This window comes from Candidatus Arsenophonus phytopathogenicus (assembly GCF_056113345.1).
The window spans coordinates 1-24,766 of sequence record NZ_JBUIOB010000010.1 but is presented as its reverse complement, the minus strand read 5'-3'; the positions used below and the strand labels follow the sequence as shown (position 1 = coordinate 24,766).

At 39.7% G+C, this 24,766-nt stretch carries 34 protein-coding genes and 6 pseudogenes; 18 read left to right on the top strand and 22 right to left on the bottom strand.

Annotation, left to right across the window (positions count from 1 at the left end):
• Nucleotides 1–375: 375 nt before the first annotated feature.
• Entirely contained in the window at nt 376–762 is a 387-nt protein-coding gene (gene tnpA, locus AC01GB_RS01665) for an IS200/IS605 family transposase (protein ID WP_474449980.1), read from the bottom strand.
• A 58-nt stretch (nt 763–820) separates the two neighbouring features.
• On the opposite strand from tnpA, the pseudogene AC01GB_RS01660 reads away from it, so the two are divergent.
• Nucleotides 821–2,065 (top strand): annotated as a pseudogene (locus AC01GB_RS01660) (RNA-guided endonuclease InsQ/TnpB family protein).
• A 34-nt stretch (nt 2,066–2,099) separates the two neighbouring features.
• Nucleotides 2,100–2,237: a hypothetical protein gene (locus AC01GB_RS01655; protein ID WP_474449979.1), complete on the top strand. Its 138-nt coding sequence runs from the start codon at nt 2,100–2,102 to the stop codon at nt 2,235–2,237.
• 66 nt (nt 2,238–2,303) lie between these two features.
• On the opposite strand, the gene AC01GB_RS01650 is transcribed toward AC01GB_RS01655, so the two are convergent.
• Nucleotides 2,304–2,657 (bottom strand): hypothetical protein, encoded by a 354-nt coding sequence (locus tag AC01GB_RS01650; RefSeq protein ID WP_474449978.1) that lies wholly within the window; start codon nt 2,655–2,657, stop codon nt 2,304–2,306.
• Nucleotides 2,658–2,816: 159 nt separating this feature from the next.
• Nucleotides 2,817–3,011: a hypothetical protein gene (locus tag AC01GB_RS01645; RefSeq protein ID WP_474449977.1), complete on the bottom strand. Its 195-nt coding sequence runs from the start codon at nt 3,009–3,011 to the stop codon at nt 2,817–2,819.
• Nucleotides 3,012–3,179: 168 nt separating this feature from the next.
• On the opposite strand from AC01GB_RS01645, the gene AC01GB_RS01640 reads away from it, so the two are divergent.
• Nucleotides 3,180–3,341 carry a hypothetical protein gene (locus AC01GB_RS01640; protein ID WP_474449976.1) on the top strand — a complete coding sequence of 54 codons (162 nt, stop codon included), beginning with the start codon at nt 3,180–3,182 and terminating at the stop codon, nt 3,339–3,341.
• Nucleotides 3,342–3,687: 346 nt separating this feature from the next.
• Here the strand turns inward: AC01GB_RS01640 and AC01GB_RS01635 are convergent, their stop codons facing one another.
• From AC01GB_RS01635 to AC01GB_RS01615, 5 genes and pseudogenes are all read right to left on the bottom strand, one after another.
• On the bottom strand, nt 3,688–3,927 hold the full coding sequence (locus AC01GB_RS01635) for an HU family DNA-binding protein (protein WP_474450000.1): 240 nt from the start codon (nt 3,925–3,927) through the stop codon (nt 3,688–3,690).
• Between the two features lie 13 nt (nt 3,928–3,940).
• Nucleotides 3,941–4,426: a DM13 domain-containing protein gene (locus AC01GB_RS01630; RefSeq protein WP_474449975.1), complete on the bottom strand. Its 486-nt coding sequence runs from the start codon at nt 4,424–4,426 to the stop codon at nt 3,941–3,943.
• A 219-nt stretch (nt 4,427–4,645) separates the two neighbouring features.
• Nucleotides 4,646–4,768 (bottom strand): annotated as a pseudogene (locus AC01GB_RS01625) (RNA-guided endonuclease TnpB family protein); the annotation flags it as partial.
• 14 nt (nt 4,769–4,782) lie between these two features.
• Nucleotides 4,783–4,863, bottom strand: a complete 81-nt coding sequence (locus AC01GB_RS01620; protein ID WP_474449999.1) for an HU family DNA-binding protein — start codon at nt 4,861–4,863, stop codon at nt 4,783–4,785.
• A 112-nt stretch (nt 4,864–4,975) separates the two neighbouring features.
• Nucleotides 4,976–5,293, bottom strand: a complete 318-nt coding sequence (locus tag AC01GB_RS01615) for a DMT family transporter (RefSeq protein WP_474449974.1) — start codon at nt 5,291–5,293, stop codon at nt 4,976–4,978.
• A gap of 933 nt (nt 5,294–6,226) precedes the next feature.
• Between AC01GB_RS01615 and AC01GB_RS01610 the strand changes: the two genes are divergently transcribed.
• From AC01GB_RS01610 to AC01GB_RS01560, 11 genes and pseudogenes are all read left to right on the top strand, one after another.
• Nucleotides 6,227–6,415, top strand: a complete 189-nt coding sequence (locus tag AC01GB_RS01610; RefSeq protein ID WP_474449973.1) for a helix-turn-helix domain-containing protein — start codon at nt 6,227–6,229, stop codon at nt 6,413–6,415.
• A gap of 35 nt (nt 6,416–6,450) precedes the next feature.
• Nucleotides 6,451–7,302 (top strand): plasmid replication initiator TrfA, encoded by an 852-nt coding sequence (gene trfA / locus AC01GB_RS01605; protein WP_474449972.1) that lies wholly within the window; start codon nt 6,451–6,453, stop codon nt 7,300–7,302.
• A 223-nt stretch (nt 7,303–7,525) separates the two neighbouring features.
• Nucleotides 7,526–7,885: a hypothetical protein gene (locus AC01GB_RS01600; protein WP_474449971.1), complete on the top strand. Its 360-nt coding sequence runs from the start codon at nt 7,526–7,528 to the stop codon at nt 7,883–7,885.
• Nucleotides 7,885–8,817 carry a hypothetical protein gene (locus tag AC01GB_RS01595; RefSeq protein ID WP_474449970.1) on the top strand — a complete coding sequence of 311 codons (933 nt, stop codon included), beginning with the start codon at nt 7,885–7,887 and terminating at the stop codon, nt 8,815–8,817. Before AC01GB_RS01600 ends, AC01GB_RS01595 begins: the two co-directional genes overlap by 1 nt.
• A gap of 45 nt (nt 8,818–8,862) precedes the next feature.
• The gene (locus AC01GB_RS01590; RefSeq protein WP_474449969.1) at nt 8,863–9,069 is read left to right on the top strand and encodes a hypothetical protein; all 207 of its coding nucleotides are present in this window, start codon (nt 8,863–8,865) and stop codon (nt 9,067–9,069) included.
• 35 nt (nt 9,070–9,104) lie between these two features.
• Complete coding sequence (locus tag AC01GB_RS01585; protein WP_474449968.1) at nt 9,105–9,473, top strand: PD-(D/E)XK nuclease-like domain-containing protein; 369 nt, start codon at nt 9,105–9,107, stop codon at nt 9,471–9,473.
• On the top strand, nt 9,470–10,210 hold the full coding sequence (locus AC01GB_RS01580; RefSeq protein WP_474449967.1) for a recombinase RecT: 741 nt from the start codon (nt 9,470–9,472) through the stop codon (nt 10,208–10,210). The genes AC01GB_RS01585 and AC01GB_RS01580 overlap by 4 nt, the downstream gene beginning before the upstream one ends.
• On the top strand, nt 10,177–10,635 hold the full coding sequence (locus AC01GB_RS01575; protein ID WP_474450004.1) for a hypothetical protein: 459 nt from the start codon (nt 10,177–10,179) through the stop codon (nt 10,633–10,635). The genes AC01GB_RS01580 and AC01GB_RS01575 overlap by 34 nt, the downstream gene beginning before the upstream one ends.
• A gap of 53 nt (nt 10,636–10,688) precedes the next feature.
• A pseudogene (locus AC01GB_RS01570) lies at nt 10,689–11,261 on the top strand (Rpn family recombination-promoting nuclease/putative transposase); the annotation flags it as partial.
• A 180-nt stretch (nt 11,262–11,441) separates the two neighbouring features.
• The gene (locus AC01GB_RS01565; RefSeq protein ID WP_474449966.1) at nt 11,442–12,356 is read left to right on the top strand and encodes an SPFH domain-containing protein; all 915 of its coding nucleotides are present in this window, start codon (nt 11,442–11,444) and stop codon (nt 12,354–12,356) included.
• Nucleotides 12,357–12,358: 2 nt separating this feature from the next.
• Nucleotides 12,359–12,808 carry an NfeD family protein gene (locus AC01GB_RS01560; RefSeq protein WP_474449965.1) on the top strand — a complete coding sequence of 150 codons (450 nt, stop codon included), beginning with the start codon at nt 12,359–12,361 and terminating at the stop codon, nt 12,806–12,808.
• A gap of 72 nt (nt 12,809–12,880) precedes the next feature.
• Here AC01GB_RS01560 and AC01GB_RS01555 read toward each other — a convergent pair whose 3' ends face one another.
• From AC01GB_RS01555 to AC01GB_RS01510, 10 genes and pseudogenes are all read right to left on the bottom strand, one after another.
• The gene (locus AC01GB_RS01555) at nt 12,881–13,867 is read right to left on the bottom strand and encodes a hypothetical protein (protein ID WP_474449964.1); all 987 of its coding nucleotides are present in this window, start codon (nt 13,865–13,867) and stop codon (nt 12,881–12,883) included.
• A 302-nt stretch (nt 13,868–14,169) separates the two neighbouring features.
• Entirely contained in the window at nt 14,170–14,595 is a 426-nt protein-coding gene (locus tag AC01GB_RS01550; RefSeq protein WP_474449963.1) for a hypothetical protein, read from the bottom strand.
• 47 nt (nt 14,596–14,642) lie between these two features.
• Nucleotides 14,643–15,167 carry a hypothetical protein gene (locus AC01GB_RS01545; RefSeq protein ID WP_474449962.1) on the bottom strand — a complete coding sequence of 175 codons (525 nt, stop codon included), beginning with the start codon at nt 15,165–15,167 and terminating at the stop codon, nt 14,643–14,645.
• Entirely contained in the window at nt 15,145–16,857 is a 1,713-nt protein-coding gene (locus AC01GB_RS01540) for an AAA family ATPase (protein WP_474449961.1), read from the bottom strand. The genes AC01GB_RS01545 and AC01GB_RS01540 overlap by 23 nt, the downstream gene beginning before the upstream one ends.
• A gap of 180 nt (nt 16,858–17,037) precedes the next feature.
• Nucleotides 17,038–17,247 carry a hypothetical protein gene (locus AC01GB_RS01535; RefSeq protein ID WP_474449960.1) on the bottom strand — a complete coding sequence of 70 codons (210 nt, stop codon included), beginning with the start codon at nt 17,245–17,247 and terminating at the stop codon, nt 17,038–17,040.
• A complete protein-coding gene (locus tag AC01GB_RS01530) occupies nt 17,225–18,211 on the bottom strand; it encodes a conjugal transfer protein TraG N-terminal domain-containing protein (protein ID WP_474449959.1) in 987 nt (328 codons plus the stop codon). Before AC01GB_RS01530 ends, AC01GB_RS01535 begins: the two co-directional genes overlap by 23 nt.
• 109 nt (nt 18,212–18,320) lie before the next feature.
• Nucleotides 18,321–19,067 (bottom strand): conjugal transfer protein TraH, encoded by a 747-nt coding sequence (locus AC01GB_RS01525; protein ID WP_474449998.1) that lies wholly within the window; start codon nt 19,065–19,067, stop codon nt 18,321–18,323.
• Nucleotides 19,068–19,070: 3 nt separating this feature from the next.
• Entirely contained in the window at nt 19,071–19,832 is a 762-nt protein-coding gene (locus AC01GB_RS01520) for a hypothetical protein (RefSeq protein ID WP_474449958.1), read from the bottom strand.
• Nucleotides 19,833–19,855: 23 nt separating this feature from the next.
• Complete coding sequence (locus AC01GB_RS01515; protein WP_474449957.1) at nt 19,856–20,056, bottom strand: hypothetical protein; 201 nt, start codon at nt 20,054–20,056, stop codon at nt 19,856–19,858.
• A gap of 10 nt (nt 20,057–20,066) precedes the next feature.
• Nucleotides 20,067–20,507, bottom strand: a pseudogene (locus AC01GB_RS01510) (TraU family protein); the annotation flags it as partial.
• On the opposite strand from AC01GB_RS01510, the pseudogene AC01GB_RS01505 reads away from it, so the two are divergent.
• Nucleotides 20,496–20,603 (top strand): annotated as a pseudogene (locus AC01GB_RS01505) (Txe/YoeB family addiction module toxin); the annotation flags it as partial. The pseudogenes AC01GB_RS01510 and AC01GB_RS01505 overlap by 12 nt on opposite strands.
• 127 nt (nt 20,604–20,730) lie before the next feature.
• Here AC01GB_RS01505 and AC01GB_RS01500 read toward each other — a convergent pair.
• The 4 genes and pseudogenes from AC01GB_RS01500 to AC01GB_RS01485 all read right to left on the bottom strand — a co-directional run bounded on the left by AC01GB_RS01500 (nt 20,731) and on the right by AC01GB_RS01485 (nt 21,964).
• Nucleotides 20,731–21,060 (bottom strand): plasmid partitioning/stability family protein, encoded by a 330-nt coding sequence (locus AC01GB_RS01500; protein WP_474449955.1) that lies wholly within the window; start codon nt 21,058–21,060, stop codon nt 20,731–20,733.
• A gap of 159 nt (nt 21,061–21,219) precedes the next feature.
• Nucleotides 21,220–21,357: pseudogene (locus AC01GB_RS01495) on the bottom strand (zinc ribbon domain-containing protein); the annotation flags it as partial.
• A complete protein-coding gene (locus tag AC01GB_RS01490; protein WP_474449997.1) occupies nt 21,350–21,661 on the bottom strand; it encodes a GIY-YIG nuclease family protein in 312 nt (103 codons plus the stop codon). The gene AC01GB_RS01490 and the pseudogene AC01GB_RS01495, both read right to left, overlap by 8 nt.
• 147 nt (nt 21,662–21,808) lie before the next feature.
• Nucleotides 21,809–21,964 (bottom strand): hypothetical protein, encoded by a 156-nt coding sequence (locus AC01GB_RS01485; RefSeq protein WP_474449952.1) that lies wholly within the window; start codon nt 21,962–21,964, stop codon nt 21,809–21,811.
• A 1,053-nt stretch (nt 21,965–23,017) separates the two neighbouring features.
• Between AC01GB_RS01485 and AC01GB_RS01480 the strand changes: the two genes are divergently transcribed.
• The 3 genes from AC01GB_RS01480 to AC01GB_RS01470 form a co-directional block, all read left to right on the top strand.
• Nucleotides 23,018–23,950 carry a replication initiation protein gene (locus tag AC01GB_RS01480; protein WP_474449951.1) on the top strand — a complete coding sequence of 311 codons (933 nt, stop codon included), beginning with the start codon at nt 23,018–23,020 and terminating at the stop codon, nt 23,948–23,950.
• Between the two features lie 201 nt (nt 23,951–24,151).
• Nucleotides 24,152–24,541: a hypothetical protein gene (locus AC01GB_RS01475; protein ID WP_474449950.1), complete on the top strand. Its 390-nt coding sequence runs from the start codon at nt 24,152–24,154 to the stop codon at nt 24,539–24,541.
• Nucleotides 24,542–24,547: 6 nt separating this feature from the next.
• A partial coding sequence (locus tag AC01GB_RS01470; RefSeq protein WP_474449948.1) for a response regulator transcription factor occupies nt 24,548–24,766 on the top strand: 219 nt, incomplete at its 3' end.

Here is a 24,766-nt window from a genome sequence, read left to right as displayed (position 1 = left end):
TCCTCCCCATCCTAAAGGGCGAGGAAGCGGAATATCACCAGAAGTTACATAGAGAACGGTCACTCGAAAATTACAGAGAAAAGTTGCGTGAGGTTCGAGCGAATAACTGGATTATTTGATTTGGTGCTTCACAGACAAGCACGCGGAAGGTAGACTTTTTCATTAGCCTTACTCCTATTCTTACTAGGTTTAGGGTTAGCTGGCTGGAGGTGCTAGATACACCTTCAGTCAGTGCATAAAATAATTATTTAATTTTTTGACGAAAACATAGCTTTGATTCTACGCTCAATTTCTCCATCTTAACCTCCAAAGGGTACTCCCGCCGACATAAGGCGGGAGGGGAATTTGGATGGGGCTGAAAAGCCAGAAGAACCATCAGCCACGCTGATGTTGAATATATTGTTTTACCACTTCCAGCGGCGCGCCTCCGCACGAACCAGCAAAATATGAGCGAGACCAAAGTACCGGCTTGCCGTAAGCACCGCGCAAATCGAGAAACTCATTACGTAAACGGCGGGATGTAACAGCTTTCAGAGAATTAACCAGCACTGATAACTGCACTGTTGGTGGGTACTCGATCAGCATATGAACATGGTCGATGTCCCCGTTACTTTCTTTAAGCTCCGCACCAAAGTAACGACAGACTTCGGCTGCATAGTGTAACTCCCCCAGTATTTTTCGACGATATTTCGTTACAAAAACAAGATGAACATGCAAAAGAAAGGCAGCATGTCTTGAGCGATTAATTTTGTACTTTTGCATTGAAGTTGACCGTAAATACACTAGTATAGTGAAAGAACTTACTACATACTGAGTTATGATGCTAATCCTGAAAGCCTACAAATTTAGACTGGAACCAACATCAGAACAGTCGCAACGTCTACGGCAGTTATGCGGTTGTGCCCGTTTTGTCTGGAATTATGGGCTGGATGTGACTAAAAAAATACTGGATTCAGGCGATAAACTACCGTCAGCATTTGAACTAAACCGAATGCTAACGGCATGGAAGAAAACACGTGAACATGCTTTTTTACAGGAAGCCTACACTGATAATCTGCAACAAAAACTGAAAGACTTGCATGGCGCATGGAAACGCTGTTTTGATAAAAAATTGACCGCGAAAGCCCCTGTATTTAAGAAGAAAAACGACGGACGTGATTCAATCCGTTTTGTTAACTTTGAGAAGTATTGCATCCTCGAAAAACTCAGGGTGAAGCTTCCGTCAGGTCTCGGCTGGGTCAAATTTCGGCAGTCACAGGACATCCTCGGTAAAATCAAAAACTCAACAATCAGCCAGTCTGCGGGTAAGTGGTATATTTCATTTCAGGTTGAGGTTGAGGTTGAGGTTGAGGTTGAGACAGTAGAACCGAAGCATGCAAGTACAACAATAGTTGGCTTGGATGCAGGGGTAACGAAACTTGCCACGCTTTCAGATGGCATGGTATACCAACCCGTCAACAGCTACAAATCAAGCCAGTGTAAGCTGGCAATGCTTCAACGCCAGTTAAGCCGCAAGGAAAAATTCAGTGCCAACTGGCAGAAACAGAAAAGAAAAATCCAGCGGTTACATTCCCATATCGCCAATATTCGTAAAGACTACCTTCACAAAGTCACCAGTGAAATAAGCAAAAACCACGCCATGATTGTCATTGAGGACTTGAAGGTCAGTAACATGTCGAAATCGGCAAAAGGCACGGCAGAGCAACACGGGCGGAACGTTAGAGCCAAATCAGGCTTAAATCGTTCAATACTAGATCAGGGCTGGTACGAGATGCGCCGTCAACTTGAATACAAACAACACTGGCGAGGAGGTCATGTATTAGCTGTGCCACCTGCATATACGAGTCAACGGGGCGCTTGCTGTGATCATACAGCAAAAGAAAATCGCTAGACACAAAGTCAGTTAGAGTGTTTCGAATGCGGATATACAGCGAACGCTGATATCAATGGTGCGCGTAATATTTTAGCGGCAGGGCATGCCGTTTTAGCCTGTGAAGTGAATGGTGCAGTAATGCCGTCAGCAGCAGGAACCCGACCTCTGAGCAATCAGACGGTTACCCACTAACGGGAATTTCCCTCCTGAGTCACGAAGTGCTAAGGTGGGGGAGGATGTCAATGAACTATCTGATTTATGGGATGATGCTGTTCAGGCAGAAATGTCAATCTTTCAGCTTGCTTTGCGTAACGGGAAATGGGTTATCGATAGCCGGATTAATCAGCAGCGCTTGTTACCCTGAGCGTGGTCATCAAAGTTTTTCAACGGCCCCGTGTCATTCAGTGTTAATGACACGGGGCAATATGATCTAAGGATTTTGTTTTAGGCCATTAGTCCCAATGGTGAGATCACAAGTGTACAAATCCGGTGAATCATCATTTAGTTTTCGGCCTAACATATCTGGATTACTTTTCGTGCAGGTCATCGCTGGGCTGGACAGGTAGCTCTTTCCCATTCCGTTATCAGATACAACATATCCCCCCAATCCTTGAGCATATTCCAGATGTTTATAAATTTCTTTGGCTTCTTTATTGCTGAAGTGAATTGATAATGTGGTATTTCCGTCATCATCTTTATCTCGACCCAAAGAAGTGTTGGCAAAAATACATGAAGGGTAAACCATAGTGGCAAGTGTTACGGATAAAAAAAGTGTTTTTTTCATAGAAGTTTTTCTTTAGTTAGAAAAAGAACAATAAAAAAGATTATAACGCCATTTATCAGAGAGGGCGACTTTCGATTTGGCCATTTCATTATGTTAATTTTATGTTACTTACAGCAGGTAGTTACGTACGCTGATTCTTCATTCTGATGCCCTACAAACTTAAGCCCAGCAGCATACCAACTCATAGAGCACCGATATTCTCTGAAGTATTGCCCTCCAGTTACCCATCTGTTTGCATTCACGTTGTTGCAGGGAAGCTCCTGACGCCCAGCGTCCATTTTGACACGACAGCAAAGCCCCTTCTGGGGTTCGTCCTACTAATCCGTTAGGGCTGCATCCCCAACCGGGTTGCACTGTTCCATCCAGTTGTAATTAGATGACAAATGGCATATTACGAAAAACGGCAATTTCAGCATATCTTTATTCAAACCGAGAAAATAAATCTATCATTTTAGCGTTAGCCTTAATTTCTCCATCGCTATCTGTAAAAACACAGAGTACAGTTGTGCAGCGGCAAAATTCATGCATGAATATAAAGCCATACAAGTTCCAGAAATAGCCAAAGAAATGATGGATGAACTTTTTAAAGAGTGCAAAAAGAAAAACAAACGAATTAGAAAGGCTGATCTTTGGTTAGAAGCTGTTGAAAGATATATAGAATATAAAAAACTAACAATAAAATAAAACCGCTATTTTCTCGCAAATTGACATCCTCCCCCACCTTAGCACTTCGTGACTCAGGAGGGAAATTCCCGTTAGTGGGTAACCGTCTGATTGCTCAGAGGTCGGGTTCCTGCTGCTGACGGCATTACTGCACCATTCACTTCACAGGCTAAAACGGCATGCCCTGCCGCCTGTAATTCCAATATACCTTTTCGCCTTATATCCCCGCCCGCATTGGGCTAGGGTTTACGGCGTTTTTCGTTGACGTACAAATCGCCGGTTTCGTACACTCAACAAAACACCTGTACGAAAATAGTCAAATTGTGTTCTGTACAGGTGCTTTAATTCGTACATCTTTTTCGGTCAGTTATTTGACTGCTTCTTTCAACGTTTTACCCGCTTTAAAACTTGGTACGTTTGCAACAGTAATTTTAAGTGTTTCGCCCGTTTTTGGATTGCGTCCTTCCCTTGCTGCTCTTGGCTTAACCTGAAAGTTGCCAAAGCCAACGAGTTGTACGTCATCTCCCGCCTTTAGTGTTTCTGTCACTGTTTCAATGAATGCGTTCATCGCTTTCTCTGAATCTTTTTTTCTTAAGTTAGTTTTAATTACCAACTTCGAGTTATTTGTATTTAGCTGACCCTAGAAATTTTTCGAATCTTCCACACCAAATTTGTATAGCAGTATATTCATCAATGTTAGCATTATTAGGTATGTTTTTTTTGAAATTACCAAAAGTGTTAATATACCCAATATACAAGGATTCATTTTTTATCTTTAGGAAAGACTCTTCGTCGTTTGCTTGAGTTTTTGTTAGATATATTTCAGGAGTAGTACGAGGTGAAATATTACCTTCAAAAGCTAACTCTTTTTCAGAAACATAAATTTTTCCATCAACCCAATGTTCTAAATTACTGCCTTTTTGATTTTTAGTGAATACACCAACGTAACGGGCTTTATCTTTTACGTCTTTGATTTCTGATAGGGTAAGAGTTTTTTCAGGAGATAATAATGGAAATGAACATATTCCTATACCATATCCAATACCAAATATAATCAGGTAAGAGCCAATTAATAGTAATAAGGATTTTTTACTTTTTTTCATCATTTTTCATCATTTTTCATCAAAAATTAAGGATAATTATATTCCAAATTAATACTCATCCCAATTATACCCAGCAGCTTCGGCGCTTCTCTTATCAAAAAACCGCCCTTTGATTTGCTTGAATCCGCCGAAGTTTGGAATTTCTTCTAGCTCTTTTTCTAGAGATGTCAATTTAGTTTTAGGTGACTGCTCCCCGCCGTAAACGGCGAGGCTTCCGACTTCTCAGTCCGCAACCGTCTGTGTGACGGATTTACGCTGGCCTCCATGGGCAGAAACGACGAGTCCCGCCGCCTGTAATTCCAATATACCCTTTTGCCGGATGTTGAACGCCGCATTGACTTTGCGTCGTAGGTCATTAATTACTTAACCGCCTTTTCTGCGTCTTTTTTGCTTAAGCTTGATTTCTCTGCAACTTTGCTGATGAGTTCTGTTTTGTTCATGTTGTGCCTGAATTAGTGGATAGATTAATCCTAGTTGTAGCGTCTGGATAGTGCAACTATTTATGCTTAGATAACACTAGTTATTATTTGTATTTTTTGTGCTTTTTTGATTTTAGGGAGCCACTTTTAAAGTAATAATACCTGCAATAATCATCATTAGTCCTAGGTATCTGTATAGCGAACTAGGGTCACCATAAAAAAATATGCCAACTAAAAATGTTCCTGTTGCGCCTATACCAGTCCATATAGCATATGCAGTGCCTATTGGGATTTGTTTTTGAGCAAACCATAAAAATAATCCACTAAGCGATATGAAAAAAATGGCAATAATAATGCCAATAGCACGATTGTTGGGCTGTTGAGCCATTTTTAAGCCAATAGGCCATCCGATTTCGAATAATCCTGCTAATACTAGGTAAATCCAACTCATAATAAATTTTCAACATTGTATTCGTCTAATTACTATTAGATAAAATTATATCATTAATTTTAATTAAAGTTTCTCCGCTCGCCACAGTCTGTGACCGCGCGAAGCGAGCGAGCAGACGAGGAAGCGGAATATCATAATTGCAAAAGAGAAATACGGTCACTCAGTAGTAACATATTTTTCGGTTTAGGGCTTTGGTTGGAAAAAAAAGTTATTCACAGGGGAAAGCCGATTAAAAAAGATTATATTTTTTTGATTATAAAAGATTAGCTGGCTTTTTAGATGTAATTTTTTTTATTTTTTTACTTTATTTTCAATAAGTTATAAATTTAGCTATTTTTTATTTTGCCTTTACAATCAAATGGTTATTAATTTAATGAATTGAACTATTTCCTTTCTTTTTATTGCACTGAATTAATATAAGTTATTGTATTTATTTCTATTATATATTATTTTTTTGCTTTTATTATAGCGCATTTTATGCTTGCAGTCTTAATATCCCGTGAATCGGTATCCGCTATCCCGTGAATCGGTATCCGCTATCCCGTGAATCGGTATCCGCTATCCCGTGAATCGGTATCCGCTATCCCGTGAATCGGTATCCGCTATCCCGTGAATCGGTATCCGCTATCCCGTGAATCGGTATCCGCTATCCCGTAATTGATAGGTTAATAAAAGAAAACAATTCTGTTACCAACGTTACCATAATCGTAATTACTTTGTATTTATAATACTTTTTTGACTGGTTATAAATAAATTATAATAAATAAAAATATAAACATAACATATTGTAATTAAAGTTATTTTTTTAAGATTGGTATCCGCTATCCCGTGATTTTTTGGTGATAAGTTATTAATAATATATTTATTGTTTTACATGTTTAACTTGATTGACTATTATTCCAAATAATTAGTAAATTAAAAATGGATATGATTGTGAACGATAAAGTTGATATCAGGGCTAAGAATTTTAAATATCAATTCCTAGAAATGAATAAAGAGATAATCTTCAATATGAGAAATCAAGGGGCATCTTTTCAGCAAATTGCTGATTTTTTATATGAAAACAAAAAGATAAAAGTTAGCTCTATAACTATTTCAAGGTTTTTGAAACGTAATTCATAATTGATTGTTATTGATCTATGCGCGGATAACATTACATGACCAAATTACTGCAAGATCGTATTGAAGCTATAGCAAAAAAAGTTTCTATTAAGCAAAAAGGCAATAAAAAGTCTAGTGGCGATCAAAAAGAAGATGGTGGTTGTGTTAACCATGTTTTGCCTTGTGTTTCTGATAATAAAAGAGCCATTCCTAATTCAATTTTACGTAGTTCGCTTTTCGGTGTTGTAGGTAAAGGCGCAAGGGAATATCAAAAAGATGTTTTAAAGGCTACGGTTGGCGGTATAACTATCAAATATACTGGAGATCAACTTGATCAATCAGATTTGGATGTTTATTTAGAATGTCTTAGACGATTATCTAATATCCCCTTGGGAAATCATGTTAGATTTTCTGTATATAATTTCTTAAAGTCACTAAATCGAAATACAGGAAAAAGAGATCACGAATGGATTAAATGTTGTTTTGTAAGGCTAACATATTGCACAGTAGAAATTAATGATTGCAAAATATATTACACAGGACACTTAATAAATGAAATGTTTCGTGATGAAACTAGTGGTGAGTTTGTAATTTCTTTGAATAAGAGTATTTCTGTTTTATTTTCAGATAAAAAATGGACTGGATTACAATTAAAAGAAAGGGAAACACTTAGTGGTAAACAATTAGCGAAATGGTTACACGGTTTTTTTAGTTCACATGATAAACCATTCCCATATAAGGTTGATACATTACGGGTTTTGTGTGGTAGTGATGTGAAGGTTCTAAAAACTTTTAAGCAGAAATTAAAAAAAGCACTTACAGATTTATCTATTGCAACAGAATGGAAATGCTGGATAGATGAAAATGATCTTGTGAGAATTAAGAAGAAAAAAGTATATATTCAATAATTAAGTTAAACAAATCGCTCTGAAGTCAGTGCTGAAGACACCACTTCAAAGCTAACCCAAACCCTAAGCGAGCTAGGAGTTGAGCTATGCGAAATAGTACGCATATTGCGCACATAATGAAAGTGTGTGGCACATCAATCGAGCAGATATTAAACTTTGCTCTCACATCAAAACACCTCACAAATCGTCAGCGTTTGTAACTTCTAAGTATCGGAGGTGCGGCATGAAATACACCTATACCCTCAACGGATTTCGGCGAACCTTTCAGGGTCTCCCTGATGTTCGTTTTACCTGTTGTCACTGTGGACAGCTCTCATTAGCTCTTGTGAGCTTCTTTTGGCGTGCAAGTCTTGATAACCGCCCCTGTGGTTTTCTTGAAGAGGCGTGTATCGAGTTTGTTGAAAAAATTAACCGTAAACAATTCAAGGCGCTTTTTTACAAGACTTCAACGATGAAAGCGTGCTCGGGTGCTTGTTGCCATTGCTCGGATAACCAAAGAGAAAAGGCATTACCCAAAGCCAGAGGCGTAATTCTACGGAGATTAGAACAACAGGCGAGTAACCGCGTTGAGGGGGAAAAATAATGAAATACTTCAAAGCAACGATTATCACAACCGTTGACCACGAGAACGGCAAAACAACATCGCATATCTATCTTGCATCTGAGACGAAAATTGCAGCCAAGAAATTGGCTTCTCAACATATCTTTGAAACAGACGGCGCAAATTGCTGTTTTTACAAATCGCCCAGATTGGAAGAAATCACGGTTGAGGAATACCTCGCCAATACCGAGAAGCAGACGGGTATTACCGAAGAACAGGAAATAGACCAGTTTTGCGCTTTGCTGACGATATTTGGGATTCAGGAAGAATACGACGAAGGCGAAATTCGAGATGCAGATGAATTGCTCGCCAATCCAGCGGAAGAGCCAGAGCTTTTTGAGCAATATACCAAACTGCGTGAACTGTTGTCTGTGAAAATGCAGGAAGCAGGCAAAATTATCTCTTTAAGCGAAATCAAGGAAATAGCGAGTAATTTTTTTGATTGTTGGAAAAATAATGAGCTATTAACGCAATCAACAGAGTTATCCACTAAACCTGTCGTTATCCCTGTGGAAAAAGTGGAAAAAAGCGAGGTGAATGTCGAGGTTGAAGAGTTGGTTAATAATTGTACAGATGAAGAGGAGTTAATTAACTCGGTCATCAAAAACATTGACGACACCTCTATCTTCTCTGCTTTTCCACCCGTTAACGGAAAAATCATGAGCGGTGAGAATATCTCGCTTGAGATGTTGAACGGCTGTGTTGATGCGTTGAATCCCACGGAAAGTCTGGTTGTTCGTCATTTGGAAAACAGTCTCTATCATGCTGCAAAAGGCTATTCCAGTACGCAAATCCGGCTGGTTCAACAAGCAGACACGATAGCAGTGCTGGACTGGTACAGGGACGCACCCTACACAGAAGCCAGACACGGCGCGTTTTTAATCGGTTCGGCTGTACACGCAGCTATGCTTTAGCCAGCGCGCTTCGCTGAACAATACACGTGTTCACCGGAACTGAATTTGCGAACCAAAGACGGCAAACAGGCAAGGGCGGAGTTTGAGGCGCAAGCAATTTCCAGCAATCAAATCACGCTCAAAAAAGACGAGTTTCAACAGGTTGAAATGATGCGTGATTCTGCGCTGGCGTATCCACTAGTTGAGGAACTACTGGAAAACGGCGAACCGGAATTATCAATTTTCTACCGTACGGAAAAGGGACGCTACTAAAAATCCGCCCTGACTGGTTAGGGCTATATTCCGGCGTGCCGTTCATCCTTGATGTAAAAACAACTGATGATGTTCATGACTTTGGCAAATCCGTTGACAAGTTTGGCTATCACTTGCAAGCAGCGCTCTATCAGATTATCGCGCAGAAGGTATTTAATCTTGATATTGATTTTCTGTTCTGTGCAATTGGCAAAAGACCGGAGTGTGGACTCTATCCCGTGCAGCTAGGCATGTTGGACGAAGAAGATAGCGAAGAGGGTGTTCTTCAGGTTAACAGTGTGATTGATGCGCTGGAAAAAGGAACCGAAAAACAGGCGGTTGCAATGATATCCCGTCCTTTTTGGGCAAAACAGGCAGATAGAAAATGCAGAGAAGCGTTGATGAGGGAAGGAGGCGTAGCATGAATACCGGACTGGAAACTATGACTAACGTCTATGCCAATTTGCAATCGGTCATTATGCAACAGGGAATAGCAGGTATGTTACCTGCTCAGGTCACACCTGAGCAGTTTACCCGAACCGCCGCTACTGCATTGATTGAAAATGCGGAATTGCAAAAAGCCGATAAACAATCACTGGTGCTGGCCTTAACTCGATGCGCCAAAGACGGGCTGATGCCAGACGGCAGAGAAGCCGCTCTTGTTGTTCGTAGTACCAAAGTCAACAATCAGTTTGTGAAAAAAGTCGTCTACATGCCGATGGTTGACGGCGTTATCAAACGCGCCCGTCAATCCGGTCAAGTAGCCAATATCATTGCAAAGGTTGTCTATTCGCAAGACGAGTTTGAGTATTTGATTGACGAGAACGGCGAACACTTAACCCACCGTCCGGCGTTTGTTGAGGGTGATGAAATGGTGAAAGTCTATGCCTTCGCAAAACTCAATAGCGGTGAATTGGTTGTTGAAGTGATGAGTCGCGCTGACGTGGAAAAAATACGCGATACGGTACAAAGCGCGAAAAATGACTCTAGTCCGTGGGTGGAGTGGTTTGATAGGATGGCGCTCAAAACCGTGATTCATCGTCTCGCTAGACGGATTACTTGCGCCTGTGAGCTATTTTCGATGTTTGAAGTATATCGAATGCCAATTCAAAAGAAAAGCCGTTCAAATTGGCTCCTGCTTCGTTTAAACGGCTATCGCTGAGTGATGTGATACGTGAGCGCAGCCAAAAACGGCGTCAGAAACCGGAAAAGGTGGTAGAAGTACCAGCAAAACTGGAACCTGAAACCAATCCTAAACTAGACGCCGTATTCATCGCTCTCGATGATGCCACCGACGAAAAAAGCCTTGCTGAAATCGTCGAGCATTGTACCCTATTGTCCGCCGAGTTGTCTGAGGACGAGAAAATACAACTCCGTGAAAAAATTAAAGCGACCAAAAAGCGGTTAATGCCAGACAAAAAAGATAGTGAAGCATGGATGGCAAGGCTAGCAAACGGCGCAGGCGACGCTTGGCGATTTCCAGACGGTGAAATAGTGCATGGCTTTTTTGAGGCTGAGAAAAAAGCGAAAGAGATGGGCGCGGTGCTCGAAGAACGGAAAAAATCCCGTTTTAGTCCGAGTTATTGAAATATGCCCTTGAGCAAGTAGGGGCGCGTTTTAAACTAAAGCTGGATTGAAAAATGAGTAAAAAATTCACCCCAACACCACACGATGCTGTGTTTAAACAGTTTTTAAGCGAAAAAGAGATGGCAAAAGATTTCTTTGAAATCTGGCTACCAGATGAGATTAAGTCGTTGTGTGACTTAGATAGCCTCAAAGTGGAGTCAGGCTCATTTGTCGATAGTGAAATGAAAAACTACCAGAGTGATATTCTCTATTCTGTCAACACCCAACAAGGGCAGGGTTATGTCTATCTGCTGATTGAGCACCAATCCACGCCGGATAAACTGATGGCATGGAGACTTATGCGTTATTGTATGGCTGCTATGCAAAAGTATTTAGAGGCTGGACACAAAGAGTTGCCGCTGGTTTTTCCTATCCTGTTCTATTGTGGTGAGAAAAGTCCGCATCCGTATAGTACTGACTGGCTGGATTGCTTTAATGGCAGAGATATTGCTGAAAAAATATACACAAAACCGTTTAAGCTCGTCGATGTGACAATGCTAGAAGACGATGAAATTATGAAGCATAAACGAATGGCGTTGCTTGAATTAGTCCAGAAGCACATTCGCAGAAGGGATATGACCGAGCTTTAGCGAGCGAATGAACGAGGAAGCGGAGTTTCAGTTAACTATTTTCCGTAGATGAAAGAAATTTTGATTAAAGAAGACCTAAAAGATAAATTGAAGTTAAAGTGATCTTAATGGATGTTATTGAGTGATCCACATGCATGGTAATATAAAAACCTATCTCTATCCTGGCAGGACCTAAATATGTTAACAGTTATCCCAATTCTTATTATTGTCGCGCTGATCGTTGTAGTTTCTTCTGTTAAAATTGTACCACAAGGCTATCAGTGGACAGTCGAACGTTTTGGGCGTTATACGAAAACGTTGATGCCAGGTCTAAACATCGTTGCGCCGTTTATGGATCGGGTTGGGCGAAAAATTAATATGATGGAGCAAGTCCTAGATATTCCTTCTCAAGAAGTGATTTCTCGTGATAATGCTAATGTTACTATTGATGCAGTCTGTTTTATTCAGGTCATCGACCCAGTGAAAGCCGCTTATGAAGTTAGTAATATGCAATTGGCCATTGTCAATTTAACGATGACTAACTTCCGTACCGTATTAGGCTCGATGGAATTGGATGAAATGTTATCACAACGAGATGGTATAAACAGTCGATTACTGCATATTGTTGATGAAGCGACCAATCCTTGGGGGGTTAAAATCACTCGTATAGAGATCCGTGATGTTCGTCCACCGACTGAGCTTATTTCTGCTATGAATGCCCAAATGAAAGCCGAACGAACTAAACGTGCCGATATTCTGGAAGCCGAGGGGGTACGTCAAGCCGCTATTTTACGCGCAGAAGGTGAAAAACAATCCCAGATATTAAAAGCAGAAGGGGAGCGCCAATCTGCATTTTTGCAAGCTGAAGCGCGTGAACGAGCCGCAGAGGCGGAAGCCCAAGCGACTAAAATGGTATCCAATGCGATTGCCACCGGCGACATTCAAGCTATTAACTATTTTGTCGCTCAAAAATATACGGATGCGTTGCAGCAAATTGGTTCAGCGACTAACAATAAAGTGATTATGATGCCACTGGAAGCGAGCAATTTAATGGGTGCTATTGGTGGGATTGCCGAACTTATCAGCGAGAGTAAAAGTACCAAAGGGAAATAACTATGCTTAAACAGATTGCAACCAATCCATACGGGTTTTGGCTCTCACTTGGTGGCCTGCTTTTAGTAGCTGAAATGTTAGGTGCAGGGGGTTATCTGTTATGGAGCGGTATTGCTGCGGTTATCGTTGGTGTTTTAGTGTGGATGATCCCCTTCAGTTGGGCATTCCAAGGTATGTTTTTCTCAGTTTTAATGATTGTTACTGCATGTGTTTGGTGGTATTGGTTAAGTCAATATAGTAAACCACAGAAAGGGATGTTAAATCAACGGGATCAACAAATGATAGGTTTACGAGCAAGGCTAATCGAACCGACTAATAATGGTTATAGTCGTGTGAGCATTTCTGATGGGAGTTGGCGTATTTATTGTAGCATTGAACTGAGTGAGGGTACTGAAGTGCAAGTCATTTCGATTAATGGAAATACTCTTAATGTCCGGCCAGTTATTAAGTAGCCTGAAAAAATATAATATAAAACGTAAAAATTTAACGCTTAGGAATTTTAAAAAATTTTATCACCATCTAGATTATGGTAATGAATAGCGTTGCGGTGTTATTTTATTACTAACATGAAATAATGGACAATCAATTTTTCCATCGCTAGAAATAGTAAATGCGACATCTATTTGTATGACGGGATACATATCCTCTATTCCATTTACTTCTGTTGAAGCGGATTGTGCCTCCTGATATTTTTCATTCTTTGGTATACGACGTACAGTTTGAATAACGGTAATATCTGAGGAGTTTGAATTATGATACATGACGGTTGTCGGTGATAATCCTAAAGGGGAAAAATTTTTCCAAAAGTCGTTTGGGATGGATATTAATGCATTAAAAACATGAGCATATCCACTTTGTGAGCCAACTTCTACCAATCCAATCTGCTGGGTTCTTGTTAAGCTAAGATAAAAAGCATTAATTAATTTAGTCGTTTCTTCTTTACCCGATGATGTATTATTAGACAACAGTTTACCGTCTATCGCGCTATTTTTACCTTGTCTAATCATGTCTATAACTAAATTTCTTATAGATGAGTTGTGTTGATTAGGTATTATTTCTTTTTGAACAGCTTCACTAATTAACTTTTTTATCTCTGAATTATTATTTAAATTATACAGATGATAGCTTGGTAAACAATTATCTAGAGACTTAATTAAAACAGAGCCAATGTGAAAATCTATTCCATTATAATGATTTTTTTCAATGCGAAATAAATTTCTGTCATTTTCGTTGGATAGGGATTTCAATTTATCAAAAACATCAATTACTTCCTGAAGAGAGTCTGAATTTTCTACCCCTTCTGCAAAGTGACTTTGCTCATTATTGTGAATAAAGTTATAAAGTATTTCAATGGCAACTGACTTTTTCTCAGTACGAAAAAGATCTTTTATTTTATCCCAAATTCCCATGTAAGTCGCATAGCTTTTGTCTTCGCTTAATAGTCGTTTAACTCGTGACTCATTAATTTCTATAAAACGATTATTATTGGGGATATTAATGGATAATGACATCTAAATTTCCTTACTTATTTATCTTAAAGAATAAGATTAATTTCTGATTCTACTGTAGTAAAAACTTTATAATAATTATAAATTTGGCAGTTAAAATACCGTTAAATGGCAGCTTTTCTTACAGTAAATTTATTACAATGAAAAAGATCACCTTTTAATATTGATAGCAATCAGTTAATAACAATAGTTAATTTATATTATTTTGGCTTAATTGCATCCAGTTTATTATATAATAGCTAAAAATTTAGCCGTTTTTAATATATATAATTATAGCTATAAGTCAAAAAGGCTGCATCTATACCTTATTCCCCATACTCTTTTTCTTTAATTTTCTGTTTTTCTTCGTGGCGCAAAATATTGGTTTCATCGTTATCTAATCGTTTGGTTTCTTTATCGGAGTCTGCCTCATCTATCGATAGATTGTCTTCGGTTGGCAAGGAAAATTCATCGGCATTCATCAATTTTTCAGCATCGTCTAGGTAGACCTGAACATGGGCTTTACTGCGTGAAAATTCGACATAGGTATTATCCAGCGCGGCCAGTTTTGCTTTGTTGTCACTGGCACCATCATACACAATCACATAAGGCACGGATGCACCCTGTGAAGCATAAGCGGTAACCGCATAGGTATAATCAAGATGCCGGTCGCTCATTTCCTGGCTAGGCTGATAGGTTAATATCTTTCCATTAAAATCAAGTAACAAGGTATCCCCTTCAATCTTTTTCACTATTCCCACCTCATTGTTTGCCGCCATGCGTTCTTTATCGGTGACGGTTAGCCGGATTTTTCACCTGGACTGACGGTTATCGTCTGAGCCTGATACAATGTGACGGCATCGGGATTAAGGGTTATAACTGACAGATAATGCTCCTCCTGATTGTCAGACTGATAAAGTGAAAGGGTGCCATCTGATGATGTTTCGTTAATGTGATAATAGGTTTGATTGATTTTGGCAATGTTACCGGTGTTTATTTGCCAAAAATCCACGGTTTTGAGGTCAGCGGCAGCGTGATTAATACGCTGTAAGGTGGGGATAGTCAGACTTTGCTTGTTATCCTGATAAAGCGTTTGGTGAATCGCTTCATTAATCGCGGCTTGGTCACGGTTTAATGGAGTGACAATCAGGGTATTATCCTGGGCGTCTTTTGTTCTGCTGGTGAAATCTTTTACAATCGTGGCTATCTTTTCTTCCTGCGTTTTCCCTTTGAGGTCAACCACTGAATTATTGGGAATATCGCTATTTTTCATCCGCGTTACTGTATCTGGTGTAACACTGTTAATGACGGCTAGCGATTGCAATTTCCCGCATCACTATGGTGTCTGCGGCACTGCGCTCTAGCGTTACTTTAAACGGTACGCCACTTTCAAAAGATTTGAGTTGCTTTCGGTCACCGGAAAGCACAATACGCCCTGATTTTTCAGTAATGGTTTTTAATAAGGTGGCATAGGTTTTATTGCCTATCATTGAGCTTTCATCAATAATAAACAGGGTCTTTTTAAAGTTGGTTTCGGTATTATTTTCATTCAGAAAACTAGCAATGGTTTGTGAGGGCATACCGGCTTCTTTAAGTCCTGCCACCACTTTGTGGGTGGGTGCGAGTCCCATTAGCGTGATGTCCGGTCGATTTTGTTTGAGGGATTTTGCCACGGTTTTAAACTGGGTGGTTTTTCCCACGCCTGCATAACCTTGAATGGCGATAATCTGGTCAGGTGAACGTAAGATTTTTTTGGCGGCTTTTTGTTGCCCCTGCGTGAGTCCGGGGGTATCAATAGGTAGACTTTGTTTAATTAGGGGTAACTGGGTGTTTTTGCCTTTTAATATCTGTTTAAGTATATGTGATTCTCTCTCAAAGGTTGATTTTTCGATAAAATTCCCCATCAGTGTGTTAAAACTGCCATCAATAGCGGTAAAATCGCCTTGTTTTAACTGTTTTTCAAACTGAGCGGCAATCTGTTCAATGGGCGTATGAGGTAATAACTGAACCGCTTTTGTAATCGCTGCGGCACCATTAAAAAAGACCTTTGAACCGGTTACTTTATCGATAGCAACCTCGATGGTTTTTTGTATATCTGTTTGCGGATTTTGTTTAGCCTTCTGGTTATTAATTACTTTATAAAAATCGGTTTTTTCTGCCCGTATTGCTTTCGCGTATTCGCCGGTATTGGCCTCGGCGGATTCAAGTAGGCTGACCTTATTGCTTTCACCCGTTTCAGGGTTAACAATGGTCTGATGTTGTCGAATTTGGCCTTTATTGGCTTGTTTTTCCAATTGTGCCGCATTTTGATTAAAACCGTTTGGATTATATTGGCTGGCATCATGCGATACCTGTATACCTTGGTAATGACTGGCCACTACCGTTTGATTGGCAAAGTGATTATGCCGAATATCATCGGCTATCCGATCACTAAACTCGCTTACCAGCGCTTCACGTTGCGCCCTAACCACAGGTGACCCAGAGTCCGTTAACACATGACTTGCCTCGGCTTCGCCTAAACGCTGGTAGGCAAACTGGGTAAACTCCTGCTCCAGGCGGTGCGAAGCACTTAGGCGTTCTGTTTCCGTTAAATTGGCTTGCTCCGAGATGCGCTGTTCTTTAGTTTTGCTCGCCGTGAAGCCAGAAAAGTTTTCGCTGGTATTCTGTAGAGAAGCTCTTAGATCTCTGACTAAAGAGCGCGTTTCCGAATTAGAGAGGCGACTAATGTCATCGTCTGTCATATTCTTAATAACGGTTGAGGATTGACTCGATGCGAAATCTTTTGCCACTTGCATATCTTCGCTGGTTTTGTTGCTTTTTGACGCAGAGTCTGTATTAGTGTCTCGCCATTCATGATTGTACCTTGCGTTGGCATCTAACTCCGCGCTCGCTTTTGCGTTTGATGATCCCTTGCTAACACTCAGACTTCCTTTTGCTCCAAATCCAAAACCGGCAACATCGGTACTATCGGTTGAAGTTCTATCCTCTCTGGATGTACTGTTATTTGAAGACATGGCTTCTTTTGCGTATTGGGATTGTCGTTGAACATCTTCAATCGCCTGGCGTTGTTCACTGGATAATTTACTGTCTTGCGATCCCTGCTTGCTAAACTGATTACTTAGCGCCGTTGAAATATTATAGGTATCATTAATGGCACTCTTTAAGCCCTGATGGTAACTTTCACTTTCCTGGTGTTAACTACTTAACGCTTTACTAAAGCTGGTATCGAACATCGAACTGGTATCCAGACTAAACGGCAATTTCGAGATAGCTTGTGTGGTATCGACAATATGCTGACCACTTTGGGTGGTGCTAATCATCGCCCCGTTATCGATTTGCTGGCTGGAGAGTCCCGCTTTGAAACTGCGGTTTAAATCGATTTTAAAGCCGTTGATATTCTCCACCTGCATATTGGCCATATTGTAATTGCCGCTTGCCCCCGCTGACGCATCGGCGGTCGTTGCCCCTGCCAGGGCGTTCCCCAGATAAGAGCGCACTGGCAATCTGTTGGCCAAGGGCGGTGAAGAGTTTGAAGCTTAAAAACGGAATCGACATCATCATCCAGCCGGCAATCCCTGCGGTGGTACTCCCTGTCTGAGTGAGTCTGTCCAAATTCGAGAAAGTCACATTTTCGCCACTTAGGGCGGTTGCCATCATAAAATTATAAATATGATTAAAAATGGCAAACATCACTGGCCATAACATCAGACTGCCCAGGATATTTAAATAATTAATTATCACTTTTGACGTTATTTCTCTTACAAAAAGCGCTAACGCCATAATCGGAAACAGCGAAATGCACAGCAGCATCAGCACGGTATTGAGTAGCTGACTTAAGCTGTATTTGTGGTTTAGCTGGATATCAGGGATGACACAGTTTTTGACGTATTCACTGAAATTAGCGTTAATCTCAGGGCTGTGGCTGTGGAAACTTAACGATTCCTGCATCAGTTTCTGGCCAAACATCAAGCCGGTTTTGCTATACGCAACACTCTCAGGGAGATGGAAAAAATCATCATAAAAAGTGGCCACGGAATGACCGATACCCGTTAATAACCAAAGTGGCGTGGCCAAGCCTACTGGCACATTATCAACCCGATTTATTTTGTCTGGTCTCGTCAGGTCGTTCACTACCCCGGTGACTTTCGGTGTGAGCAATAATGCCGTCACACAAACGAAGGTAAACCCCCAGGCAAAAAGTCCCTTTAAGTCATGGGTTTTAACGTACGTCATGACGTACGTTAAAATGCCCAGCGTTTCTGCTAGATAAAGCAGCCCACCCCAGGTGCGGTGATTGACCATCGCCGCGACCGCATTTAAGGTTTGGGTCACCATATCGCCGCCACTGATAAACCAGGTATCTAACACCAATTATCCTCCAAACTGATAGTTGCTCATCAATCGGTCAGACAGACCCGATGAGAGTTGCTGGCGCAAATAGTGCAAATTGCGTTCAAGCTCCAGAAGTTGACTTTGATTAATCCGCATTTTGGTTAAGCTTTATGCCAGTTTGATAGCGCACGGTTTTAAGGCTTTGTTGAAACTGTTTGTTTTCTTCTTCGGTATTGAGGCTCCCTGCACCTGCCACTTCCACCAAATCAATCAGGCCGTCGATATAGCTCACCACCATGTCGCTGGCGATGAATTCGGCCAGCGATGTGACTATCGATTCATCGAGACTGAGTGAGGCACTGTCAATCACGTAGCGCAGTATTTGTACGCGGGTACTGCCAATCAAGGCCGTTTCCTTATCGGTTAACGCCGCATCGGTGGTGGATTTTTTAAACAGGCTTGACAACAGATTCTGGATTTGTGTTATCATGCCATGGCTGGCGGTGACCGTGATGTTGCTCTTCGTTGGCTTCAGGCATTGTGTGACATTGTCACAACGATATACCTCCTTTGTGCCACCCTTTAAAATAGCGTTCATTACACTGTCACTTGCACCTAGCCCTGGCAACACCGATAACTCTCCCAGATTGCCATAAATCACGGTGCCGACCAGCGACATCATCAGCTCCTTTAATTCCCTGTCATTACTTATAAACTGATTGATTTTCTCAAACGCACTCCAGGTTAAGTTCCGATTGCCTGGTATCCGCTTTTTCTCTTCGTCATTGGCATGGTTAAACACCTTGTTGGTTTCATTACCCACGCCACAGCCCTGACGGGAGGCCGCCCAATCGGCAAAAACGCTGTGATTACCGCCAATATCCTGACAGATATGTTAGGCATTGGCCTTATCAACGGGGCAGCTCTCTGTCCAAACGACTTTTGGATGCCAGATTGTTTCGTTGACTCTCACGGTAAAGCGCAAGGTTAATTTGGCGGGCTGATTAAAGCGATAGGCACCAGAGCTGCTTTTATCACTGTGTGAAAACGGGATTGGCTTGCCTTTAATGAATTGTCGGTTAGTTATCTTTAGCTCACCACTAATAGATGCCTTTCCGCCGAGCCAATAAATAAAGCTATCACCCAACCCTGAAATACCCACGCTGTGATAGCAACGGTAACAACCTTGATAGGTGTAAGTCACTTTTTCTATCGTGTCATCTACATCTGGCGTGATAACCGCAACAATCTGCCTCCCTTCCTTGTGATACGGTAGGCTTTGTAATTGATATTCTCGCGTGACAGTTTTGGTTTGCGTTTCGCTTGTCCACTCAACGCTTGCCGTGTTGGTACAGGTACTGACTATCGTTTTTCCTCGCTCGCAAAGATGTTCTTTAAAGGTCGACTGACTAATGCTCTTTTTACTGCACTGCTCGGCACTCCCTGCCGTAATCCCTTCGGCATTTTCCTGTATCGTTTGAGTATTTTTCACCATATCCGATTGCCAGTCGATTTTATCCTTGGGATTGTTGATATAGGTTTCACGGGCGAGCTTCCCTAACTCACTGTCATTAAGCGACTGATTGGCGACATTGCCTATTTTCGATGAATCTTGATAAAAATCCGCCTCATTGGGGTTGGCGGTAAAATTGGGCAATTCCTTTTGTGGCTGAAAATCCTTTAGCGCAGATTCAGTCTGCTTTTGCGTTTGTTCAGCAAGGTCATAACCTTCTTTCGTGGCACTAACGTTTTTTCAGGAATGCTGGATGAGAAAAAATAGGCGGTTTCTTGCCTGATGCCTTCTAACGGCATGCCTTCCTCTGCCTTTGAAGTGGCTGAAGCCAGCAAGATTGACAGTGAGAGTAAGGTGAGTTTTCGCATCTTCATTCTCCTAAAACACCACACAGGTGCGTTTTTTCCACACCAGATAGCCGTAGTTCTTTTTGCTGTTCGGCATTTCTTTGCCGGTTTGCCAAGGGATGACACTGCGACCGGTGGGGTGACACTGATTGGCATCCGGCACCGGATTGACCAGCTGATAGCGATAACGGCTTTTCGGCATAATGACGGTCGGGTACTCCTGACACACCGCCTTGTTTTCGCCAATCGTGTCCCAAATCATGCCTTGGCGGTGTAATTTGAAATTCATGCGCTCGGTAAGCAGCAGTGCGCTATTAATGCCACTGCTTTCCGAATAAATACTCCCCGTAAACGGATACATCGAGCCATGTGAACCCGCGCACCAAAAGAGCGCATCCAGTGGCAAACGGGCTTCACTGGCAATCGCATCGGCGGCACAAGATAACTGCGCGATGCTGTTACCAAAAAGGAGCCTTTTTCTGGTATTGGAAAACCAGAACCATTAAAGCATAATTTGACAGATTTTTTGTCTAGACGCATAAACTCTGAACATCGATTAGTTTATTGAATAAAAAATAACAATCTTGAAATAGCCTCATGTCGTTATCATTACAATTAACCTGAAACTTTTGCATTTTTGGATTCCAGAAAGAAAAAAGCCAACCCCCGAAAGTTGGCTAATAAAGACGAAAATATCAAGATTTCATTGAGCGCAGATTTGTTAAAGCATTACTATCTATATCAATAGATTTATTTTCTAATTTTTCAATTTTATTAGTTGGTTTATCAAATTGATTTATCATCGAAATAATATCATTCCCAGTTATCCCTTTTCTGTAAAGATTGGATATTATAGCTGGCAATCTAATATCTACTTCCGCCAAAGCAATACCGCAAATGGCTGATTGCCTTATTAACTCACCTCTCATTTTTAAAGGAATTTTTTCAAGAAAATCACAAGCATCATTGTCTTGAGGATATATTTTGGGATGTAAATACGATTGAATTTTTCTTCTATCATTCATTGTCATGATCTCAAATGTGAACCAATGTTTTTACTAGTGCAAGTTGAGCATCATCCAATTTCTTAACTTTTTTAGTTTTGAAAAAATTAGTTGCATAATTGTTAATTAACTCTGCTCCCCGCCCTGAAGGAAGAGGATTCCCACTTCAACGAGCCGAACCTAACCCATGTACTGCGATTCAGGATTTACAGGATCTCCGTGGGCTAACACTGCCAGCCCGGCAGCTTTGATATTACGCGCCGCGTTAATGTCGCGATCATGTGTTTCTCCGCATTCATGGCAAACCCACTTACGTACATGATCCTAGTTCATTTTCTTTTTCTATAGTTTTAGAATATTGTAGTGCAATTGGATTAGATACGTACTCAATTTCGCCATGATTTATTTTTACGCTCTTGATTATCTCATTGATGTTAACTTTAAAAAATTCTTTCCTAAAATTAACTTTATTTAACCTATTACTGTTAAGATCGTTGTGAATAGCTTTTTCTAAAGATGGAGCATCATCAGAACTTATCATTGCATGTACGTCAAATTCAAATGGGACATTTGCGCTATTTAATTCACTAATTTTTTCCATAGGTTCTAATCTTCTTTTCATGCCAACTTTAAATACATCTTCTCCAAATGACCCCACGTTTGAAACAATATATACACTTCCTTGTTTTGTCATTTTAGCCATAGATTTAGCTCTTTCGTACTTACGATAGACATCTTAAATTTCTTTTTCAAGTGCTATTTTTTGATTTTAAAGCTCTTTTTTATGATCTTCAGTCGCTTCTAATAATGCTTTTTCGATAGCAATTCTTTTTTCTTCAAGAATTCTTTCATTTTCTTCTCTCATTATTCTTTTTATTTCATATTGTGCTTCTTGGAGGACTAATAATTTATCTCTATATTCCATTACTACAGAATCCCAATTAGAATTATCTTTAAGATAGAAGAAGCTATATTTAGCTATTAATCCTTTGTATATTTCTCTTTCCGTTTTTATATCATTGAATCGTGATAAGTGATTTTTAAGTGTTAATGACTTTAATAAGACTTTTCGTTTAAATCTAAAGTTATCATCGAGAATTTTTTGTATTTCTTTCTCTGCTGTTTTGTGTTGAGAGTATGTTTCTTTTTTGAAATTAAATGCGTAATCAATAGCTTTATTTAAAATATTTTTACTTTCTTTTTTGCTTCTGAAAGCATTTCTTCTATTGCTTTAGTTTTCTCCTCATATTCACTCTCTATATTAAGCTCTCTTGCTTTATTTTTTAATTCTAAATTATGTATTTTTTCATTTAACTTTTTTCTGATGACTTATATTGCCAATACCGCCCAATAGCCACTGAAAAGCAAATTAAGATTACGAAAATAATTAAATTTTCCATAGAGAACAACATCCTCTTTGTCTATTAAAAATCTTTTAGATATAGGATAACTTTATTGTTTTTTTTAACAATCACGGATAGAAATATTTTAAATTAAAATTATCCCGCTCACCGCAGTCTGTGACCAAGCGTAGCGAGCTAGCAGACGAGGAAGCGGAATGTCACAGCTGCAAAAGAGAAATAGAGTCATTCAGTAGTAACATGTTTTTCGGTTCAAGGTTTTTGGATGGAAAAAGTTATCCATAGGTGGATGACGGTAAATAAAGGTATTTTATATATTAAGGTAAAAAAAGGTAAATACCAATATTAAGTTATTGATTTTAATTTATATAATTGATGTTATGCGGTTATGTTTTTTACTATAGCCGGATTCGTTTTAAATACTATGAACAAGCATGAATTTACATTTTTGTTTGTATTTTGTTTAAAATACAAACAAATAGTAAATTAGATCAGTCTTGTTTTTTATAAAATGATAACCATCTGTTTTGTTAACTATATATCCTTTGATATTTTTTGCCGGATTTTTATTATAATTAAATCCATATATAAACAATCTTCTTAAAGTTACTGCCATCATGGGAACAAAAGTTAAAAAGTCACACCACTTTATAGCTTCGAGGATGAGCCTCTCACCTAGAGAACAAGATTTATTAAGTTTGATTTTTGTTGGATTAAAACGTGAGGAAGATAAAATTAAATTCGGTAATGAAGACGCTAATGCTATGTCAAAAAGATTTAAATTTTCGACTGGTGAATTAATTGAATTTTTTAATTTATCTAGACAGGCATTGTATATAACTCTAGACGAAGCAACTAAGCATCTTATTTCACGAGTTGTTGAAATCAAAAATACACAAATGGAATATTTTGAGCGCATATCTTTTTGTAGTTATGCAGAATTTAGAAATGGTGTACTTACTCTTGATGTTGGAGATGAAGCAATTAAGTATATGCTTGATTATAGTAAAGGTTTTGCAGAGGTTGACTTAAAACTTTTACTTTCATTAAGAGGTGGTTATGAAAAAAGAATTCTTGAGCTTGTTAGTAGATTTAAAATTAATGGTTATACAACAACGCTTGGGGAATTTTGTAAGATGGTTGGCGCTGACTATAAAAATTTTAATAAATTCAATGATTTTAAAAAGACAGTTATTCAACGCCCAATTCTTAATATTGTAAAAAAATCATATGGTATATGGGAATTTCACTCAGACTTAGCGTCAGGTTTTTCCTTAAAAAGAATAGGAAAAAAGTATACAGATACCGATAAGATAATCATAAAGCTAAAATATAACTTACCTGATAAAAAAGAAACTAATAAAATTAATAAACAAAAACAAGATAATAAATTAGTTGAATTTATTGATTATTTAGCTTCAAGAATAAATAAAGGTGAGGCTTCTAAAGAAGAAGCATTAGCATTCATTTCAATAACTAAAGAAGGAAATACTACTTATAATAATTCCTTTATGATGAAAGCAAAAAAGATAGCAGAAATAGAAGTATAACGCCCTACGCCAGTGCGCTAACACTGACATAGAGCTAACCTTAAACCTACCTGTGATAGGAGTAAGGCTAATGAAAAAGTCTACCTTCCACGTGCTTGTCTGTGAATCACCAAATTACACAATTAAGCTATTTGTTGAAAAATCCCGCAATTTAACCCGTCGCCAGCGCGCCAGAATCCTCAAGAGAGTTGGAGGTGAGGAATGAAATCCGAGATGATCAAATTCTTTTTGAGTAGTGCCGTTCCCTGTGGTTTTGTTGATAGCGAAGGTGAACTTCAAATGAATCTCACCATGTCAGATTTGCTTCACTCGATGATTTTATCTGCTGAAATGAAAAAACTGATAGAGAAAGTTCACGCTGAAAGAAAGCCTTTCTCGTTGATGTGCAATTTGCCTGCTGATTTCAAACAATCACCCACAGTCTGGAAATTTCACTTTTTACCGCTTTTCGGTGACGACAAGGAATATCTTGGGACCTTCTTCCACGCTCACGAGTTCCTGTTTTTGTCGCCACTGGAATATGTGGATGGCATCCCGCCTTATGCGGTTACTACGGAAAAACCCAACAAACGGTTCACTGATAAAGAGTAGCAAATATTGTTTTTAACTATGTACCGTTTTAGTAGCAAGGAAATAGCCAGACGGTTAGATATTTCACCTAAAACGGTTGAAACGCATTTGAAGACTATCTACGGGAAAACCAATTTGCATTCAGCTTTTCAGCTAAGGGCATTGGGTAAATCCAAAGGTTTTGACCGCTATATTCCGGTAAATATGCTTCCTCGTTCAAGTGTTAACGCTGTTGGAGGTGCGCGA

Bases quoted from the DNA above. Each gene is read 5' to 3' on its own strand.
- AC01GB_RS01565 (WP_474449966.1), top strand. From the start codon at position 11,442: ATGTTAACAGTTATCCCAATTCTTATTATTGTCGCGCTGATCGTTGTA.
- AC01GB_RS01640 (WP_474449976.1), top strand. From the start codon at position 3,180: ATGCATGAATATAAAGCCATACAAGTTCCAGAAATAGCCAAAGAAATG.
- AC01GB_RS01480 (WP_474449951.1), top strand. From the start codon at position 23,018: ATGGGAACAAAAGTTAAAAAGTCACACCACTTTATAGCTTCGAGGATG.
- AC01GB_RS01630 (WP_474449975.1), bottom strand. From the start codon at position 4,426: ATGATGAAAAAAAGTAAAAAATCCTTATTACTATTAATTGGCTCTTAC.
- AC01GB_RS01515 (WP_474449957.1), bottom strand. From the start codon at position 20,056: ATGCGAAAACTCACCTTACTCTCACTGTCAATCTTGCTGGCTTCAGCC.
- AC01GB_RS01595 (WP_474449970.1), top strand. From the start codon at position 7,885: ATGAAATACTTCAAAGCAACGATTATCACAACCGTTGACCACGAGAAC.
- AC01GB_RS01615 (WP_474449974.1), bottom strand. From the start codon at position 5,293: ATGAGTTGGATTTACCTAGTATTAGCAGGATTATTCGAAATCGGATGG.
- trfA (WP_474449972.1), top strand. From the start codon at position 6,451: ATGACCAAATTACTGCAAGATCGTATTGAAGCTATAGCAAAAAAAGTT.
- AC01GB_RS01540 (WP_474449961.1), bottom strand. From the start codon at position 16,857: ATGTCTTCAAATAACAGTACATCCAGAGAGGATAGAACTTCAACCGAT.
- AC01GB_RS01555 (WP_474449964.1), bottom strand. From the start codon at position 13,867: ATGTCATTATCCATTAATATCCCCAATAATAATCGTTTTATAGAAATT.
- AC01GB_RS01650 (WP_474449978.1), bottom strand. From the start codon at position 2,657: ATGAAAAAAACACTTTTTTTATCCGTAACACTTGCCACTATGGTTTAC.
- AC01GB_RS01560 (WP_474449965.1), top strand. From the start codon at position 12,359: ATGCTTAAACAGATTGCAACCAATCCATACGGGTTTTGGCTCTCACTT.
- AC01GB_RS01500 (WP_474449955.1), bottom strand. From the start codon at position 21,060: ATGAATGATAGAAGAAAAATTCAATCGTATTTACATCCCAAAATATAT.
- tnpA (WP_474449980.1), bottom strand. From the start codon at position 762: ATGCAAAAGTACAAAATTAATCGCTCAAGACATGCTGCCTTTCTTTTG.
- AC01GB_RS01580 (WP_474449967.1), top strand. From the start codon at position 9,470: ATGAATACCGGACTGGAAACTATGACTAACGTCTATGCCAATTTGCAA.
- AC01GB_RS01600 (WP_474449971.1), top strand. From the start codon at position 7,526: ATGAAATACACCTATACCCTCAACGGATTTCGGCGAACCTTTCAGGGT.
- AC01GB_RS01620 (WP_474449999.1), bottom strand. From the start codon at position 4,863: ATGAACAAAACAGAACTCATCAGCAAAGTTGCAGAGAAATCAAGCTTA.
- AC01GB_RS01485 (WP_474449952.1), bottom strand. From the start codon at position 21,964: ATGGAATATAGAGATAAATTATTAGTCCTCCAAGAAGCACAATATGAA.
- AC01GB_RS01490 (WP_474449997.1), bottom strand. From the start codon at position 21,661: ATGAAAAGAAGATTAGAACCTATGGAAAAAATTAGTGAATTAAATAGC.
- AC01GB_RS01475 (WP_474449950.1), top strand. From the start codon at position 24,152: ATGAAATCCGAGATGATCAAATTCTTTTTGAGTAGTGCCGTTCCCTGT.